This window comes from Sulfurimonas sp., from assembly GCF_023229105.1.
Taxonomy (GTDB): domain Bacteria; phylum Campylobacterota; class Campylobacteria; order Campylobacterales; family Sulfurimonadaceae; genus Sulfurimonas.
The window spans coordinates 1-16,124 of record NZ_JALNZY010000049.1 but is presented as its reverse complement, the minus strand read 5'-3'; the positions used below and the strand labels follow the sequence as shown (position 1 = coordinate 16,124).

The 16,124-nt window shown below is 36.0% G+C and carries 17 protein-coding genes and 2 pseudogenes; 5 read left to right on the top strand and 14 right to left on the bottom strand.

Features of this window, described 5'->3' with window-relative positions; all coding sequences use genetic code 11:
* The 13 genes and pseudogenes from M0Q17_RS07595 to folD all read right to left on the bottom strand — a co-directional run.
* Positions 1–208 (bottom strand): annotated as a pseudogene (locus M0Q17_RS07595) (zinc transporter ZupT); the annotation flags it as partial.
* A 57-nt stretch (positions 209–265) separates the two neighbouring features.
* Positions 266–2,209 (bottom strand): GGDEF and EAL domain-containing protein, encoded by a 1,944-nt coding sequence (locus M0Q17_RS07590; RefSeq protein ID WP_295085426.1) that lies wholly within the window; start codon positions 2,207–2,209, stop codon positions 266–268.
* 71 nt (positions 2,210–2,280) lie between these two features.
* Positions 2,281–2,826: a hypothetical protein gene (locus tag M0Q17_RS07585; RefSeq protein WP_295085423.1), complete on the bottom strand. Its 546-nt coding sequence runs from the start codon at positions 2,824–2,826 to the stop codon at positions 2,281–2,283.
* A complete protein-coding gene (locus M0Q17_RS07580; RefSeq protein WP_295085420.1) occupies positions 2,827–4,896 on the bottom strand; it encodes a TonB-dependent receptor plug domain-containing protein in 2,070 nt (689 codons plus the stop codon).
* Entirely contained in the window at positions 4,886–5,479 is a 594-nt protein-coding gene (locus tag M0Q17_RS07575) for a GNAT family N-acyltransferase (RefSeq protein ID WP_295085417.1), read from the bottom strand. The genes M0Q17_RS07580 and M0Q17_RS07575 overlap by 11 nt, the downstream gene beginning before the upstream one ends.
* A gap of 133 nt (positions 5,480–5,612) precedes the next feature.
* On the bottom strand, positions 5,613–7,025 hold the full coding sequence (locus M0Q17_RS07570; protein WP_295085414.1) for a leucyl aminopeptidase: 1,413 nt from the start codon (positions 7,023–7,025) through the stop codon (positions 5,613–5,615).
* Positions 7,026–7,042: 17 nt separating this feature from the next.
* Entirely contained in the window at positions 7,043–8,245 is a 1,203-nt protein-coding gene (trpB, locus tag M0Q17_RS07565; RefSeq protein ID WP_295085412.1) for a tryptophan synthase subunit beta, read from the bottom strand.
* Entirely contained in the window at positions 8,245–8,793 is a 549-nt protein-coding gene (locus M0Q17_RS07560) for an adenine phosphoribosyltransferase (protein WP_295085409.1), read from the bottom strand. The genes trpB and M0Q17_RS07560 overlap by 1 nt, the downstream gene beginning before the upstream one ends.
* 10 nt (positions 8,794–8,803) lie before the next feature.
* Positions 8,804–9,136 carry a hypothetical protein gene (locus M0Q17_RS07555; protein WP_295085406.1) on the bottom strand — a complete coding sequence of 111 codons (333 nt, stop codon included), beginning with the start codon at positions 9,134–9,136 and terminating at the stop codon, positions 8,804–8,806.
* A gap of 51 nt (positions 9,137–9,187) precedes the next feature.
* Positions 9,188–9,634 (bottom strand): ribose 5-phosphate isomerase B, encoded by a 447-nt coding sequence (rpiB, locus tag M0Q17_RS07550; RefSeq protein WP_295085404.1) that lies wholly within the window; start codon positions 9,632–9,634, stop codon positions 9,188–9,190.
* A 12-nt stretch (positions 9,635–9,646) separates the two neighbouring features.
* Positions 9,647–10,324 carry a site-2 protease family protein gene (locus M0Q17_RS07545; RefSeq protein ID WP_295085401.1) on the bottom strand — a complete coding sequence of 226 codons (678 nt, stop codon included), beginning with the start codon at positions 10,322–10,324 and terminating at the stop codon, positions 9,647–9,649.
* Positions 10,311–11,120, bottom strand: a complete 810-nt coding sequence (lepB, locus tag M0Q17_RS07540) for a signal peptidase I (protein ID WP_295085398.1) — start codon at positions 11,118–11,120, stop codon at positions 10,311–10,313. The genes M0Q17_RS07545 and lepB overlap by 14 nt, the downstream gene beginning before the upstream one ends.
* Complete coding sequence (gene folD / locus M0Q17_RS07535; RefSeq protein WP_295085396.1) at positions 11,121–11,978, bottom strand: bifunctional methylenetetrahydrofolate dehydrogenase/methenyltetrahydrofolate cyclohydrolase FolD; 858 nt, start codon at positions 11,976–11,978, stop codon at positions 11,121–11,123. It abuts the gene before it with no gap.
* Positions 11,979–12,037: 59 nt separating this feature from the next.
* On the opposite strand from folD, the gene M0Q17_RS07530 reads away from it, so the two are divergent.
* Together M0Q17_RS07530 and M0Q17_RS07525 are read left to right on the top strand one after the other, a co-directional pair.
* Entirely contained in the window at positions 12,038–12,373 is a 336-nt protein-coding gene (locus tag M0Q17_RS07530; RefSeq protein ID WP_295085393.1) for a c-type cytochrome, read from the top strand.
* On the top strand, positions 12,374–13,306 hold the full coding sequence (locus M0Q17_RS07525) for an aldolase/citrate lyase family protein (protein ID WP_295085390.1): 933 nt from the start codon (positions 12,374–12,376) through the stop codon (positions 13,304–13,306).
* A gap of 12 nt (positions 13,307–13,318) precedes the next feature.
* Here the strand turns inward: M0Q17_RS07525 and M0Q17_RS07520 are convergent, their stop codons facing one another.
* Complete coding sequence (locus tag M0Q17_RS07520; protein ID WP_295085388.1) at positions 13,319–14,206, bottom strand: energy transducer TonB; 888 nt, start codon at positions 14,204–14,206, stop codon at positions 13,319–13,321.
* A gap of 94 nt (positions 14,207–14,300) precedes the next feature.
* Between M0Q17_RS07520 and hemL the strand changes: the two genes are divergently transcribed.
* The 3 genes and pseudogenes from hemL to M0Q17_RS07505 form a co-directional block, all read left to right on the top strand.
* Positions 14,301–15,602: a glutamate-1-semialdehyde 2,1-aminomutase gene (hemL, locus tag M0Q17_RS07515; protein ID WP_295085385.1), complete on the top strand. Its 1,302-nt coding sequence runs from the start codon at positions 14,301–14,303 to the stop codon at positions 15,600–15,602.
* Complete coding sequence (locus M0Q17_RS07510) at positions 15,586–15,912, top strand: AtpZ/AtpI family protein (protein WP_295085382.1); 327 nt, start codon at positions 15,586–15,588, stop codon at positions 15,910–15,912. Before hemL ends, M0Q17_RS07510 begins: the two co-directional genes overlap by 17 nt.
* Positions 15,896–16,124: pseudogene (locus M0Q17_RS07505) on the top strand (hypothetical protein); the annotation flags it as partial. The gene M0Q17_RS07510 and the pseudogene M0Q17_RS07505, both read left to right, overlap by 17 nt.

Sequence of the window (16,124 nt, the reverse complement as noted above, 5' to 3'; positions counted from 1 at the left end):
GTGAAAAAGACTCTTTTGATTTAACTAAAATCTCCATAAACGATACATAAATCATCACACCTGCAGAAAAACCCATGCCGATTGACAATATGGTGTAGTTTTTGCTTTTTGAGAAAAATGCCAATATTGCACCTATTGAAGTAGAGATTCCAGCAAGAAGAGTGAGCGTAAAGGCAAATAAAAAGGTTTCAAATGATATATCTTGCATGTTAAGATTATATGATTTTAAAAATAAATTATGCCTTTATTCTCTATTTAAAAAGACTCAATTATTAATTGTGCTTTTTTGGGGCTCTGAGAGGAAATATCCCTGAGTACGATCAACATTGAGCTCTTTGACTTTTTCAAAAATTTCTTTGTTGTGTACAAACTCTGCAACAGTCAATAAGTTTAATCTTTTTGCAAAATCTACAATTGTCCCAACTATTATTTGCGCACTTATATCTTTATCAAGGTTTTTTATTAAAGTGCCGTCAATCTTGATATAGTCAACATTTAGCTTAAGAAGATGTTCAAAATTTGAGTATCCGCTTCCAAAGTCATCAACTGCAATTCTGCATCCGAGTCTCTTCATCTCGCCAATAAACGCAGAGACTTCTTCATACTCTTCTATACCTTCTGATTCTAATATCTCAAAAATAATTCTATTTGCAACATTATGTGTTTGTATTTTTTCTTTAATATAATTGACGACATCTTTATCAAGTATATCTTCAACTGACAAATTAATTGAGAAAGCATAGTTGAGATACTCAAAGTAAATACAGCTTTTTTCAACCATAATCTTCGTTAGTGTACTGTATAATCTGCTTTTTTTGGCAATATTGAGAAAATAGTATGGGCTGATTACACTATCCTCATCATCAATCAAACGAATAAGACACTCATAGCTGGCAATTTTATCTGTAGAGTTATCAAATATCGGTTGAAAATATGGAACAATTCTATCACGTTCAATAGCTTTTTTGAGTTTTTTGACCCACTCCATGTTCTTTTTGTATTCATCTTCTATATTTAGCTTTTCATCATAAAGCAAAAAAGATTTCTGCTGTTTTTTTGCCGATTTAAGAGCTATATCGGCTTTTTCAAGAGCACCTTCTATCTGATATGCTCCTCCAATTGTCACCCTTATGCTTACCTCGCTTTTTTCATGAAAAAAAAGCATTTTTTCTACATCTTCAATTAATTTTTCTCCTATGTTTATGAACTCTTGCAGTGGAGGTTTTTGAGCAAAGAGAAGAGCAAATTCATCTCCTGAGAGGCGTTTTAGACTTATAAACTCATTATCTTTAAATATATCTTTGAGTCTGTTTGAGAATTTTTTTAAAATGCTATCACCTGCAACATGTCCAAAAAAATCATTAATCTCTTTAAAGTCGTCAATGTTGATTATAAGCAAAGCGCCATCTTTTATCTTATCAATTTCATGAAACATGCTAAATCTATTTGGCAATCCCGTTAGCGCATCTATATATAGCTGTGCGTTAAGTTCAAGAGTCTTTTCGTTGACCTTCTCTTCAAGAAAACGGTTTATATTTTCTTGCTTTTTTGAGTATTGAAGAATTTTTTGCTGCATATTATTAAGGGTATTTGAAATTAGTCCAATTTCATTATTTTGTGATATAAACGGAATTTGAATATTTTTATTTACAGAGTAGTTTTTAAGCAGTTTTGATATCTCTCTTAACGGGCGAAGGAGTTTTTTTACATAGAGACCAAATAGTATAAAGAGCACTACTAGGGTTACTATAAGCATAAGTGTTAAATTTGTATATTTTGCTATAAGCTTCTTGTATCCCTTATTTGAGTAAACAAGAACCAGCTCACCGATTGTTTTTGTCGAGTTGGGTTGAGTCAGAGTCCTCTTTACGACAAAAGACTCTTTAATATCGCTTTTATACTCTTTTGATTCTATATAGTTTATAAGTTTGTCATTTTTTATTACTTTTATGGCAAGGATATTTGGGTTTTCTATAAGCTGGAGTATTATTTGGTTGATTTTATCTTCCATCTCTAGATAGATATTAACAGCAATTAGCGGTTCTATAGTCTGCGCAATAATAGTAGCTTTTTCAATCTCTATTTGGTGAAATGCCTCTTTGTTAATTTTACTAGAAATTATAAAAACTACAATGGTAATAGCAAGTGAAACAAAAGCTATAGAAAATACTATTTTATTAGAAAGAGAGCTGAATTTTTTTTTATTCATGCAAATACCTTAAGATGCCTAGCCGGATTATTTGAAGACATTTTATCATACAAATAAGACCATTTCATATCTTAGCCGCTACTTTTATCAAGAAAGTTAACAATTTGGTAAAGTGAGTCAACAAAATCAATTTTATTGCTGTTTAGATTATCTTTATTCAAATATATTACGGCTGATTTTTCAAGCATCAAGGAAAATAAAAAACCACTTTTTAGATAGTTTATATCATAAGCAAATGTAATAATCCCTTTCTTCTTTGCATAATCTACAAGCTCTTGAACTTGATTGTTAGAATTAAGAACGTAAATAGCAGTTGCCTCAGTCTCGCTTGAGAACTCTGAAAACTCTACCAAGTTTATTTTATAAGCGTATTTGGTTGAGGCATTTTTATAGTTTGCCTCAATAAACCTACCTATCTCAGAAGCTGTGTAGTAGTCGTTCTTCTCATAAACAATAGTGTATACAATCTTACCATCAACAAGTTTTTCGTAAAGTTTTTTATCAAGCATTATAATTTTTGGAAAAATCGAAGCTTGAGCTTTTAGTAGTAGCTTGTTGTACGTATACCCATAAACATAACTTACTAAAATAAAAAAAAGAAGAGCTATTTTTTTCATTTAAAACTCTTTCTTTAGAGTTACCAGAAAAGTTCTGCGCTCTTGCTCATAGTCTTGTAAATATGTATTTATTGCAGATGGAAATTTAACAGTGCTGTTAAATATGTTTTTTATACTAAAAGTCAAACTAAAATTATGTTTTATGTTTTTGTAGCGCATAGCAGTATCAAAGGTAGAGTAGGCTTTTACTTTCTCACGTGTATCTCCAGAGACTCTGCTTTTTGAGCCAACATATTTGACTGTCGTACTAAGAGACAACTTTCTGCCTATGTTATATATATAATACCCTTTAGCTAAGTGGTGTGCAACATTTGAGAGCGATTCGCTTCTATACTCATCTTTGATATAGGACTCTCCCGTTACATAGGAGTAGTTTAGATAGAGTTGGTCAAGATTGGATATATTCCCTTTGTACTCTATTTCAAATCCATAAATATCACTGTCCATCGCATTTTTATACTCTGGGCTAGTAGATGAGTTGTATATCTGATCTTTGTTTAAAAGATAGAAAAGATTTGTTTTGACATGAGAGTCGTTAGATATTTTTTTAATATATGCCGCTTCAAATGCATCCACTATCTCAGGTTGTAAGTCTGTATTGCCGACTCTTGCAAGATTGTTCATGGTAAACATCTCCTGCCAAGATGTATTTCTGTGTGAACGGCTATATATGGCTTTGAATATATTCTCTGCATCTAGCTGATACACCATGGAGACTCTAGGCTCTACTCCTGCATCCTTGTAGGATGTCTCTTCATAATTAAAGCCGTATATAAAACTAAGATTATTGTTGAGCCAAAACTCATCTTGGAGTGAAAATATAAATATATTTCGCTTTGCATTTTTGTCAAAAAAAGGTAGTGTATCGCTATAGTCAACTAGTTCAACATCACCCGTTGCTCTGTTTGAGAGTTTTGAGATCATATCAATTGTCTCTTCTCTTATAAGGCGGTATCCTGTAGTAATAGTATGTTTATCAAATCCGTCATACTTAATATAGAATGAGTGATAGAGCGTCCGTTGAGCAGCAAAATGCTCTCCATATATTCCATCATAAAAAATTATATTGCTTAGATTTAAATCATCAGGAGCTAATTTAGAGTAAGAATCAAATGCATCATACTTTATACCTGCATCTATATTTAACTCAAAATCGCCAATTTTTTTGTCGTAGTCAAGATCCAGATAGTAGCTAGGCAGTTTAACTCGGTCGCTATCTTGCGGCAGTGCAAGGTTGATGCCATAAGCACTCCCTTTTTCATGTTCCAGCATTCTTGCTTTTATAGAAAAATCTTTATACTCAAGGCTTAATCCTAGTGAGTAATCCTTAAGCCACACCGGAGCATCACCGGATCTTGAGAGTGGTATATTGCTCGCACCTAGAACTCCACGAGATAGACCATCAGGACCTGATGGAAGTTTTTTATCATCCTCTTGATAGAAAAAATCTATAAAGAGCTTTAGCTCGTCTGTTTTTAGAGTTTTAAAAAAACCGCCCATTTTATAGTCGGATGAGCCGTACTTAAAAACCAGCTTGTCACTGGACTCAAATCCCTTAAAATCCTCTGCATAAGTGATAACATTGATAGAACCAGCATAAGCGTTGATTCCATTAGTTTTACTTCCAGGCCCTCTTACTACCTCTATTCGTTTAATCATCTCAATAGGGAAAGAGAGATATTCTGAGTAAGCATCAAAGAAGAGATTGTTTACAGATACGCCGTCTATAAAGAGTTTTGATTGACCATATGAAAGAGAGTTTGAGCCTCTAAATATAGGAGTTTGATTATTAAAATTATCCGTTGTCATATCGATACCGGGAACAAGCAGGAGTGCTTCTTTTAGGTTTAATACACCAAGCTTCTCAAGCTCTTCGCCTTGAAATACCGAGATAATATATGGCTGGTAATTTTCATTCTGTTTTGTGGTGGTTGCGACTTCGTTAAACTGCTTCATCTCGCTGGAGATTGACTCCAGTAAATCATTGCTCTGGGCGCCTAGAGATGTTAAGTAAAGCATGAGAAGCATAACAGAGCGTCTGCTTAGAGTAAATAAAATATTACGTTTCATATTGCTTCTTGTAGAGCTCTATGATTTCAGAATTGTCATTGCCCAAACGTTCTGTGTAGAGGATAGATGGGTAACGCAGACCAAAGAATTCATGTTTTTGTTTTTCACCTATAGTTTGATAATTCATTTTATAGATTCTAAGCAATCTCAAAAAGCTCTCTTCTAGTGAGCCGTAGGTATATACAATGTCAAGATTCATCATTTTGAAATACATGAACCTTTTAACCTCTTGTATTATTTTCTTTGTCGTTTTTATATTTCTATATTTTGCATCTACAAATATTCTTGACATTTCGCCGAGCTTATCTCTCTCAAACATACTGTTGTCAAAAACCATACTGTTTTCTGTAGGGTAGCCGATGGGAGAATGGTGTATTAGCCTTACGTTTGCACAAATCTCACCATCTTCATCCAGTGCGGTAAAATGTATGGAGTATCTGTCATACTTATCATACTCTTTAGTGTCTGAAAAACCTGATATTTCCAGATATGCAGGATATATTTCTAAGAGTATTTTATATCTAAAAGCAAATACTCTCTCTAGCAGCTCTTTGTTGTTAACTTCTAAAAATGTAAAATTCAATCTGCCTCTTTTGGTGCAATGCAAACCTAAGCATCTATTACATAGCTTTGTAGATTTTATTAATTTAATATATTTATATATCATTAATAATATATAAATAACAATTAATGCAAACTGAAATAATACTTTTTACTTATAAGTTTTTTAAATACCCACACATAAGACGAACACCTGCGCCAGTTGCACCATAAACATTGCAATCCCATGGAGTCTCAGTATATGCACTCCCTGCGATATCAAAGTGCATCCACTTCTTTTTGTTCTCCTTACGGATAAACCTGTCTAAAAATAGTCCTGCAGTAATCGCTCCCCCGTAAGGCTTTGAAGAGGTATTGCTAATATCTGCAATTTCGCTCTTTAGAAGTTTTTCAAGATGCTTGTTAAATGGTAGCGAACCGATTAACTCTCCCGCATCACTGCTTGTGCGAGAAATATCATGCTTTAGTTTATGTGAGTGACCCATAAGTCCAGTGGTGTACTGTCCAAGAGCAACCATACAGGCACCCGTTAGTGTTGCAAAGTCAAAGATATAGTCTGCATTTACGGCATCTTGTGCATAGTCTAAAACATCTGCCAAAACTAAACGTCCCTCAGCATCAGTATTTCTTACCTCGATTGTGGTTTTGCTTCTTGAGACTAACACATCATCAGGTTTATATGCATCTCCGCCAACCATATTCTCAACTGCTCCGATAAATACATGAACTTCAATGTCAAGTTTTAGCTCACTTACTGCTTTTATTACCCCAAGAACTGCGCAAGCTCCCGCTTTATCCATCTTCATAGTAACCATTGAAGTAGCAGGTTTTAAGCTAAGTCCACCGCTGTCATATGTCAATCCTTTGCCAACAAGCGAGATGACTTTTTTAGGGTTGCTCGGTTTGTATGACAAGTGGATTAAAGCACTCCCGTGAATAGAGGCACGACCAACTGCAAGCATTGCGTTCATCTTCTGTTTTTTTAAATCATCCTCTTGGAGTATCTCACACTCAAGAGAGTTCTCCCTAGCTAGTTTTTGAGCAAGCGAGCATAAAGTTTGTGGATTTACCTCTTGCGGTGCTCTGTTTACAATATCTCTTGTAAAACATGTAGCATTAGCTACTATAAGAGCTTCTTTGAAAATAGTTTTAAGGGCACTAAATTCAAGTTCATCTGATGCTATAAAAATCTCCTTTAGCGCTGCTTTTTTTGGTTCTGATTTATATTCGTTAAACTCATAAGCGCCTAAAACCAGACCTTCAACCAAAGCAGTTAACGTCGATTTGCTAAGAGCGCTTACTTTTGCAGATTTATAGTTTGAGGCTTTTACTATATTTATCATAGCCGCTGCAGCACTTCTTATATCATCGCTTTTTTTGCTATCAACTCCGCAGAAAATAATACCTTTTTCATAAAGAAAACAGGTAGTGTCCTGCTTTGCTTTAAAACCGGCGTTATTTAGTATCTCTGCCTCTTTGTGTTCGCTTAGCTCATCTTTTGATAGGAACTCTATCGTTACTTCTGAATCAATATCAGATATATTTTTTTCTATTAATTTAATTTTCACAAATTTTCCTCTTTAGTTTAATTATCGAAATTTAGCAACTCTTTAGCCTGTATCATATCTTTGTCTCCGCGACCTGAGAGGTTGACAATAATAAGTTTATCTTTAATATTTGGCATCTTTTTAAGATACGCTATTGCATGTGCGCTTTCAAATGCTGGAATAATTCCCTCTTTTTGAGAGAGCCATACAAATGCACTTAATGCTTCTTCATCTGTTGCATGGTCATATGTTACTGTTTTGTTGTCATGGTGAAATGAGTGTTCTGGTCCGATTCCAGGATAGTCAAGCCCAGCGGATATAGAGTGCGCTTCAATAACCTGCCCGTCATCATCTTGAAGTAAGTAGCTCATCTGACCATGTAAAACACCCGGGCGACCTTGATTTATGGAGCATCCATGTTGTCCGCTTCCAATACCTCGTCCGCCGGCTTCTATACCGATACACTCAACGGCTTCATCTTCTAAGAAGTGCTGAAATATACCTATTGCATTACTGCCGCCGCCGATACATGCTATGACGTGATCGGGCAGTCGTTTCTCTTTTTCTAAAATCTGGGCTCTTGCTTCATAGCCGATAATAGCCTGAAAATCTCTTACCATCATAGGGTAGGGATGCGGACCTGCAACGGTTCCTATAATGTAAAAAGTATCTCTTGTATTTGTTACCCAGTGACGGATTGCGTCATTCATGGCATCTTTGAGCGTTTTACTTCCACTCTGTACAGAGTTTACTTTTGCACCAAGAAGCTTCATGCGAAAAACATTTAACTCTTGACGTGCAACATCTTTTGCACCCATAAATATTTCACACTCTAGATCTAAAAGCGCGCAGATAGTAGCAGTTGCAACTCCGTGTTGTCCTGCGCCTGTTTCGGCGATTATTTTTTTATATCCAAGTCTTTTCGCCATAAGTCCTTGCGCAATAACGTTGTTTATTTTATGCGCTCCCGTATGGTTTAAATCTTCTCTTTTTAGATAGATTTTTGCACCGAGTTCCTCAGAGATATTTTTAGCATAGTAAAGTGGGGAAGGGCGACCGACATAATCTTTCAAGTAGTAGTCAACCTCTGTCCAAAAATCTTTATCAAAGCGGATGTTATTGTACTCTTGTTCTAGTTTTAAAAGTGCCGGCATAAGCGTTTCAGGAACGTATCTGCCGCCAAACATACCAAAGTGCCCATTGGTATTTGGATCAAATTTTGAAGGTTTTGGGATATACATTATTCTACCTCGATTAAATAGTATATAGGAGTAATCTCTTGAAGTTTTTCACTACCGCCACAAAAAGTGAGATTTAAAATAAAACATGCTTCAACGCAAGATGCACCAGTTTGGTTTATAAGCTTAGCAGCAGCGTTTGCAGTTCCTCCCGTAGCAATTAAATCATCAATAAGAAGCACACGAGCATTTGGAATTTTACTAAAAGCATCAAGGTGCACCTCTATCTCATCAAAGCCATATTCTAAAGAGTATTTCTCACTTATGGTAGTGTAGGGGAGTTTTCCTTTTTTGCGAATCGGAACAAACCCAATCCCTAGCATCTGTGCGAGTGCTGCGCCAAAGATAAAACCTCTAGCATCAATACCTGCTATATAATCTAAGTTATACTCCTTATATCTTTGGTAAAGATGGTTCATCAACACCCCGTAAGCTTCTTTGTCATTTAAAAGAGTTGTTATATCTTTAAATAGAATGCCCGGTTTTGGAAAATCTTTTATATCTCTTATGGAGTTTTCTATTATTTTTCTTTCCAGATTGCTAAGTGTCACTGTTTTTTCCTTATACGAGAGCATCTATACGACCCTCTAGAGCTTTGATTTTATTGTTTAGACGATCAGTCTCTTGTCTATACTTAGTGTTTCTCTGCTTCAATGTCTTAAGCTCATTTTTCTGTTTTGTTAACTCATCACTTAATATATCAACGTTTCCAAGAGCACGCTGAAGCTGAATCTGATACTTTCTAATGAGTATCTCTGCCTCTTGAAGAGTTAATTTCATTAAATCATTGCTTCGCTGCTCTTTGTTTGTAATGCTCTTAAAATAGAACATCTTAACGAAAAGATAGACGGATAAAATAGAGAGTGTTGTTAAAAGTGACCATTCCAAAAACATAAGTTTTCCTTTTTAAAAAGTATAACTCTTCTGCCTTACTTAAGGCAAGCTTTAGTGCGTAGATTGCTGAATTGCTTCGATTTTTTCTACTCTAGTTTCATGGCGACCGCCCTCAAAACTGCCTTTAAGCCAAGCATCAAGGATAGATTCACACACCCCCTTGCCTATAATTCTCTCGCCAAAACAGAGTACATTTGCATCATTATGAGCGCGGGCAACAGTTGCAGTATAAGCATCATGGCAGAGTGCCGCACGAATTCCGCTATGTCTGTTTGCAGCCATACTCATGCCGATTCCAGAGCCGCAAATCAAAATACCATGCGCCCCGCTATCTTCTAAAACAGCCTTAGAGACTTTTACTGCATAATCAGGATAATCAACTCTATCTTCTGAAAACGGTCCTAAATCTATAACTTCACAACCCTTCTCTTTTAGTAGTTGAGCCGTATAATCTTTAAGGTTATATCCAGCATGATCAGTAGCAATATAAAATTTCATTTTTTCTCCTTTTTATGATAGTAACAGACTTAAAATAGTCTGCACAGGTAGTAATAACAGATAATTCTTAAGCGGTGTCATTAGAATTATTAAAACTATAATTATTCCATATCTTTCATTTTTATAAAAGAATTCTGCTACGGAATTTATCTTATATTTTAGTGAGAGATGCATAAGAAAGTGCGCACCGTCAAATTGAGGTATGGGGAGTAGGTTAAATACACCTAAAACAACATTGATAACAAGCAGTTGAAAGATAAATAGATAAGCAAAAACATACATTAAGCTATCAGCAGTAGTTGGCTGAGTCATACCAAGTATAACAACAGAAGCGATTGCAGCCATGGTAAAATTGTAAACTATTCCCGCTAAATCTACCTGCATGGCAGCGTTATAGCCGCCTCTTTCTAGAACCGTTCTCATATTAATTGGCACGGGTTTTGCCCATCCAAACAAAAATCCGCTCTCTCCTGTTAGAAGCATCGGTAAGAAATACATAGCCGCAGGCACTATAATCGTACCGACTAAATCCACATGAGAGATGGGGTTTATAGAGAGTCTGCCTGCATTTTTTGCAGTTGTGTCTCCGTACATGTATGCCACCCATCCATGCATTATCTCATGTCCGACTATTGCCACAATTAGGGCAAGAACAGCAGCGGCAACTTTTAGTAAATCAATAGATTCCATAATCATCTTTATCTTTTTTTATTCTCTCTGCAACAGCTTTGCTTAAGTGTTGTGGGGATTCCAAATCGGTAGGTGTTTTTCCTATGCGATCCCATCTTATTTCCCAGTTTTCATCTATGCTAAAGTAAACAAACCACGGTGTTCCCTCTATATTATCATAAGGAACAGCTCCCCAAAAACGGCTGTCGTTTGAGTGGTCACGGTTGTCACCCATCATAAAATAAAAACCCTCCTCAACTTTGATAGGGGCAAAATGAAAAATCGGCATCGGATATTGACCGTCATGTGTAATCTTTTCATCATGATGAATACCCGGATGATTTTTCATGTAAGGATTTTTAACCCAAAGTTTCTCTGCAAAGACAACTATATCCTCTTTGCTGAAATTCTTTTTTATCCATTCATCGCCTTGGCTGTGATGTATATAAAGATTTTTATCAGATACAAAAAGCTCATCCCCGGGAGTTGCAACGCATCTCTTTACAAAGTGCTGTTTAGTGTTGTGCGGCGGTCTAAAAATTACGATATCGCCCCTTTGTGGTTTATCTCCATCTACTAGCCTGAGACTGTCACTCCATGGCATAATCGAGACTTCCAAAAATGGCAGATGTGGCATGGAAATTCCGTAAGCAAATTTTTTGGCAAAAAGGTGATCTCCCACAAGTAGGGAGTCTTTCATAGATCCGCTTGGAATTTTAAAAGCCTGCGCAATAAAAAATATAACAAAAAGAACAATAATAATAGTTCCCGTCCATGAGTTTGAAAATTTATATGTTTTGTGTAAAATTTCTTTCATCTACTCTCTTTCGTTTGCATGAGCTTTTGTAGCTTTTAGGGTGTTGCTAAGTAACATAGCGATAGTCATAGGTCCAACTCCGCCAGGTACTGGGGTTATGTATGAGCATTTTTTGCTGACGTTTTCAAAGTCAACGTCTCCTACAAGTTTGCCGCTTTGAGCGCGGTTGATGCCGATATCGATGATAATAACACCATCTTTTACCATATCTTCTTTTATAAGATTTACAACTCCAACTCCAACTAAAAGAATATCCGCATTTAGAGTATGTTTTTTCAAGTCATCTGTAAAGATATGGCAAATTTCAACAGTAGCATTAGCATTTAAAAGAAGGGCTGCCATAGGTTTTCCAACTATATTTGATGCACCGACTACTACACAATTTTTACCTTTAACATCTATGTTATATTCATTTAAAAGTTCCATCACTCCAAGGGGCGTACATGGAACAAAACCATCAAGCCCCGTTGTGAGTCTTCCTACATTATATGGATGAAAACCATCAACATCTTTGCTAGGTTCAACTAGTTCAAGTATCTTTGTTGTATCTATTTGCGCAGGAAGAGGAAGTTGAATCAAAATTCCGTCAATATTTGGATTGTCATTCATCATGGTAATTGTTTTTTCAATCGCTTCTTGAGAAATATCTCCGGGCATCTCATGCGTAACTGAGTAAAATCCTACTCTGTCACACGCTTTTTTCTTCATATTTACATATGCCACGCTTGCTGGATCTTGCCCAACTAAGATTACTGCAAGACCGGGAACGGCTCCTGTTTTACTTTTTAAAATTTTTACTTCATTTGCTACAGCTTTTTCTATTTTTGCCGAGAGTGCTTTTCCATCAAGAAGTTGCATTTAAACCTCATAATATTATTTTTTTGTTATTATACCTTTATATATTAAAGGATGGCTTTATGAGGAGTATATTGTTCGCATTATTGCCGTTTTCATTGCTAGCTACAAGTAGTTTCATAACACCCATGGAGTACGGCTCCTCGCTCTATAAAAACCCTCGTGGCATTGGTTGTCATAAGTGCCATGGGGAGAGCGGAGAGGGCAAAATTGTGGCAACATATGAGCATAAAAACGAAAAAAAAAGCTTTAGTGCTCCTGCGATAAACAGTATGAATTTTAGTAGTTTTTTCAACTCTCTAAATGTGAGAAAAAACGGCATGCCTAGATATTTTTTAACTCAAAAAGAGATAAAGGCACTCTACTTTTATCTGCAAGAAAAAAAGAAAGCGCCTTAGATGATAAATAATTTTGAACAAATAAAAGCTGCATACAAAGCAAGAGACTTAGCTACGCTAAATGAGTTAGCCGTTGCAACAAACAGAACGATAAACAGAAGAAAAAATTTTAACTCTGTTTTAATGCTCTCCTGCAATAAGTTAGAACATCTCATTAAGATAGATTCAGTTGATGCAGATTGTATAGTGCTAAACTTAGAAGATGGGCTAAGTAGAGAAGATAAACCTTTTGGACTTGTTTTATGTGCTATCTTTTTAGCGCATCATAAAAGATGTGACAAAAAACTCATAGTAAGAGTAAATGCACTTAATGAAGGTGGATTTGAGGAGATAGCATACCTAAATCAATTTATGCCAGATGCCATCAGGGTACCAAAAATCAGAGAAGTAAAAGAGGTAAATTCTGTTTACGAACTGCTAGATGAAAAGATAGAACTTCATCTCTCAATCGAGACAAACGAGGCGTGGAGTAATCTCTCTTTGCTTCGAGTAGATAGAAAAATTACGACATTTTATCTCGGCATCTTAGATCTCTTTGCAGATATGAAACTTCCACAAAGCTTGATAAAAAGAGATAATCCAACAGTTCATTATATACTCTCGCATTTTTTGCTTACATGCAGGACAATAGGCATAAAACCGGTATCTTTTGTTTATCAGGATTTTAAAAATTTAGATGAGTTTAGAGAGTGGGTGCTTCTTGAAAAAAGAATGGGTTATGATGCAAAAGGGTGTATATCTCCCGCGCAAGCAAAGATTGTAAATGAAATTTTTGCAGAGCAAGAGATAGAAATATTAAGAGCAAGAAATATCATAAAACTTTTTGAACTCAAAAGAGAAGAGGGGATTGCCGGTTTTGAAGATGAGGAGTTTGGATTTATAGATGAACCGATATATAAAGGCGCTTTGGCAATTTTAGATAAAAATAGCTAAGAGTAAGGTAGTTTAGTATCTAGCTAAATTATAAAATACATTGTAGCGTACCAATATCTTTTCACTCGGTCTTGGGTATCTGCTATAGGCATATTCGATAGTCTCCTTTGTTGTATCGTCAAGCACATAATAACCGCTTGTTTTAAGAAATTTAAAATCCGTCATATCGCCATTTGGATGCAGATAAAACTCAACAACATTAGTTCTGTTTACATTCATATCTCTTGGAAGATTTACCTGCGCTACTCTGTTTAGTATTTCTTGTGTAATTCTTCTCATAATCTCTTGATTGTCAATAAGGTATTTTTGCTGCCCAGGAGTTAGCTTGCCAAACTCATCCCCGTAAAGTTCTTTTAGATTTGAATTTCCAATATTACTTCCTGTGGCATGCTTACTTTTATCCTCCTTTATCTCCTCCTTTGATTTGTCTTCATAAAGCCAGTTGTAAGGCTCTTTTTTGCTCTTTAGTGTTTCCTCTTTAGGCTTAATTAAAGGTATATATGGTTTAGTTGGAGGAACGGGTTCTATCTTTGGCTGCTCTGTTATCTGCTCTTTTTGCACCTCTTTTGGTTTTTGGATAGAAGATTTTTCTTGCTTTTGAATTTTTTTTGGTTCATATTTTATAGGAGGTTTTTTGTTTATGGGAGTTGCTATCTCTTTTAGTTGGCTTCCCTTTGGCATAGGAGGTGCAATATCTTGAGGTTTTTTTATAATATCTTTTTTTTCGCCGGCATCTTTAGAGATTTTTGGCATCTCCTTAAGAGAGACTTTAATTTTCTTCTCCTGTGGTTTTGGCTGCTGCTTTATCTCGGGTGTCATCGTTCCAAGAAGCCAAAACAGAAGTAGCAGTACAAAGTGAATTAAAAGTGCAACAAACAGAGCAAAGTAGGAGCGATTCAAGGTATGGTATCCAGTTGTAAAAATTTGAATTATTATAACTAATATAGATTAATGCAACTTCGCTATAATGACAAAAAAAATCTAAGGGTGTTTTATGAGTATTGATGGTTCACTAAAAGCTTTTAAACAAGCGCAAAACTTAATTCCAGGCGGTGTAAACTCACCGGTAAGAGCATTTAGCAGTGTCGGGGGAACTCCTCTTTTTATAGCAGAGGGAGAGGGTGCATATCTTAAAGATATTGATGGAAATAGATATGTGGATTTTGTTCAAAGCTGGGGACCTCTGATATTTGGGCATAGAGATGAAGCTATAGAGAGTGCTGTTATAAACGCTGTAAAGCATGGACTTAGTTTTGGTGCTCCAACGCAAGCAGAGAGCGATTTAGCTGAGCTTGTTATCTCCATGTTTGACTCAATACAGAAAATTAGATTTGTAAGTAGCGGAACAGAAGCTGTCATGAGTGCTATACGTCTTGCTCGAGGATATACTGGGCGTGACGATATCGTAAAATTTATAGGATGCTACCATGGGCATAGCGACTCCCTTTTGGTTCAAGCCGGAAGTGGTGCGGCAACCTTTGGAAATCCAAGCTCGCCGGGAGTGCCTGCTGATTTTACAAAGCACACACTCTTAGCGGAGTATAACAATATTCAAAGTGTTAAGAAGTGTTTTGCGGATTCTAGTGATATTGCATGTGTTATTATTGAACCAATTGCTGGAAATATGGGGCTTGTTCCAGCAGATAAAGAGTTTTTGCATGAGCTAAGAGAGTTGTGTGATGCAAATGGAACTCTTTTAATTTTTGATGAAGTTATGAGCGGTTTTCGTGCAACTATAAATGGGGCGGAGTCTATTACAGGAGTCAAACCCGATATCGTAACGTTAGGAAAAGTTATAGGCGGTGGAATGCCGGTTGGTGCTTTTGGAGCAAGAGCAGAGATTATGGCAAAGCTCTCCCCGGAGGGGCCCGTGTATCAAGCAGGAACTCTTAGCGGTAATCCTGTCGCTATGGCAGCGGGAATCGCAGCAATCTCTAAACTAAAGAAAAATCCCGGAGTTATATCTGTTTTAAATACAAGAGCAAAAAGATTAGTTGAGGGAATGCAAAAAGAGGCAGCTTCTTGCGGTATAACAATGCAGATTGATACAAGAGGAAGTATGTTCGGTTTCTTTTTTAATGAGAAGCCGGTCAAAAACTTTGCTGATGCAGGCAACTCTAATGCAGAGTTGTTTGCTAAATTTCACTCTAAAATGCTTAAAGAGGGTTTTTATTTTGCTTGTTCACTTTATGAAACAGGTTTTATCTCAACGGCGACTACCGATGAGATGATTGAAGATGCTATTAAAGCAAGTGCAAAAGTTTTTAAGGAGATAAAATATGAGCAGCGAGGATAAAAAGGAGCAAAAAGCTCCTAGAATAAAACCGATAATAGAAGCAGCAGATAGCCTCTCTTTGGGAATTTCTATAGTTGTAGCGATTCTTATGGGTGTCGGGATGGGCATTTTGCTTAAAAATTTTACGGGTGCAGGCTGGACTCTTTGGATAGGCGTTTTTATTGGTATTGCCGCAGCAGTACTTAATGTGTACAAAGCCTATTCAAAGCAGTATAAAGAGTATGAAGAGCTTGCAAAAGAGCCTCGTTATGCTATTAAAAAACAGCTTCAAGATGATGAAGATGAGGATGAGAGTGAAAAAAACTATTAAACTGCTGCTTGTAGTTCAGTTTCTTGTTCTGCTTACAAATATTATCTCTTTTGAATTTTTTATAAACCTTCAAATAGCATTTTTAAGTAGTTTTTTTATAATAGTAGGTTCTGCATATGCCTATAAAAAAATGATAGAAAATCAGCTTACTCTTAAAGGGTTGGATGAAAAAAGAGATATTTTAGAAGAGATTGAAGATCCTTATGAGCTTT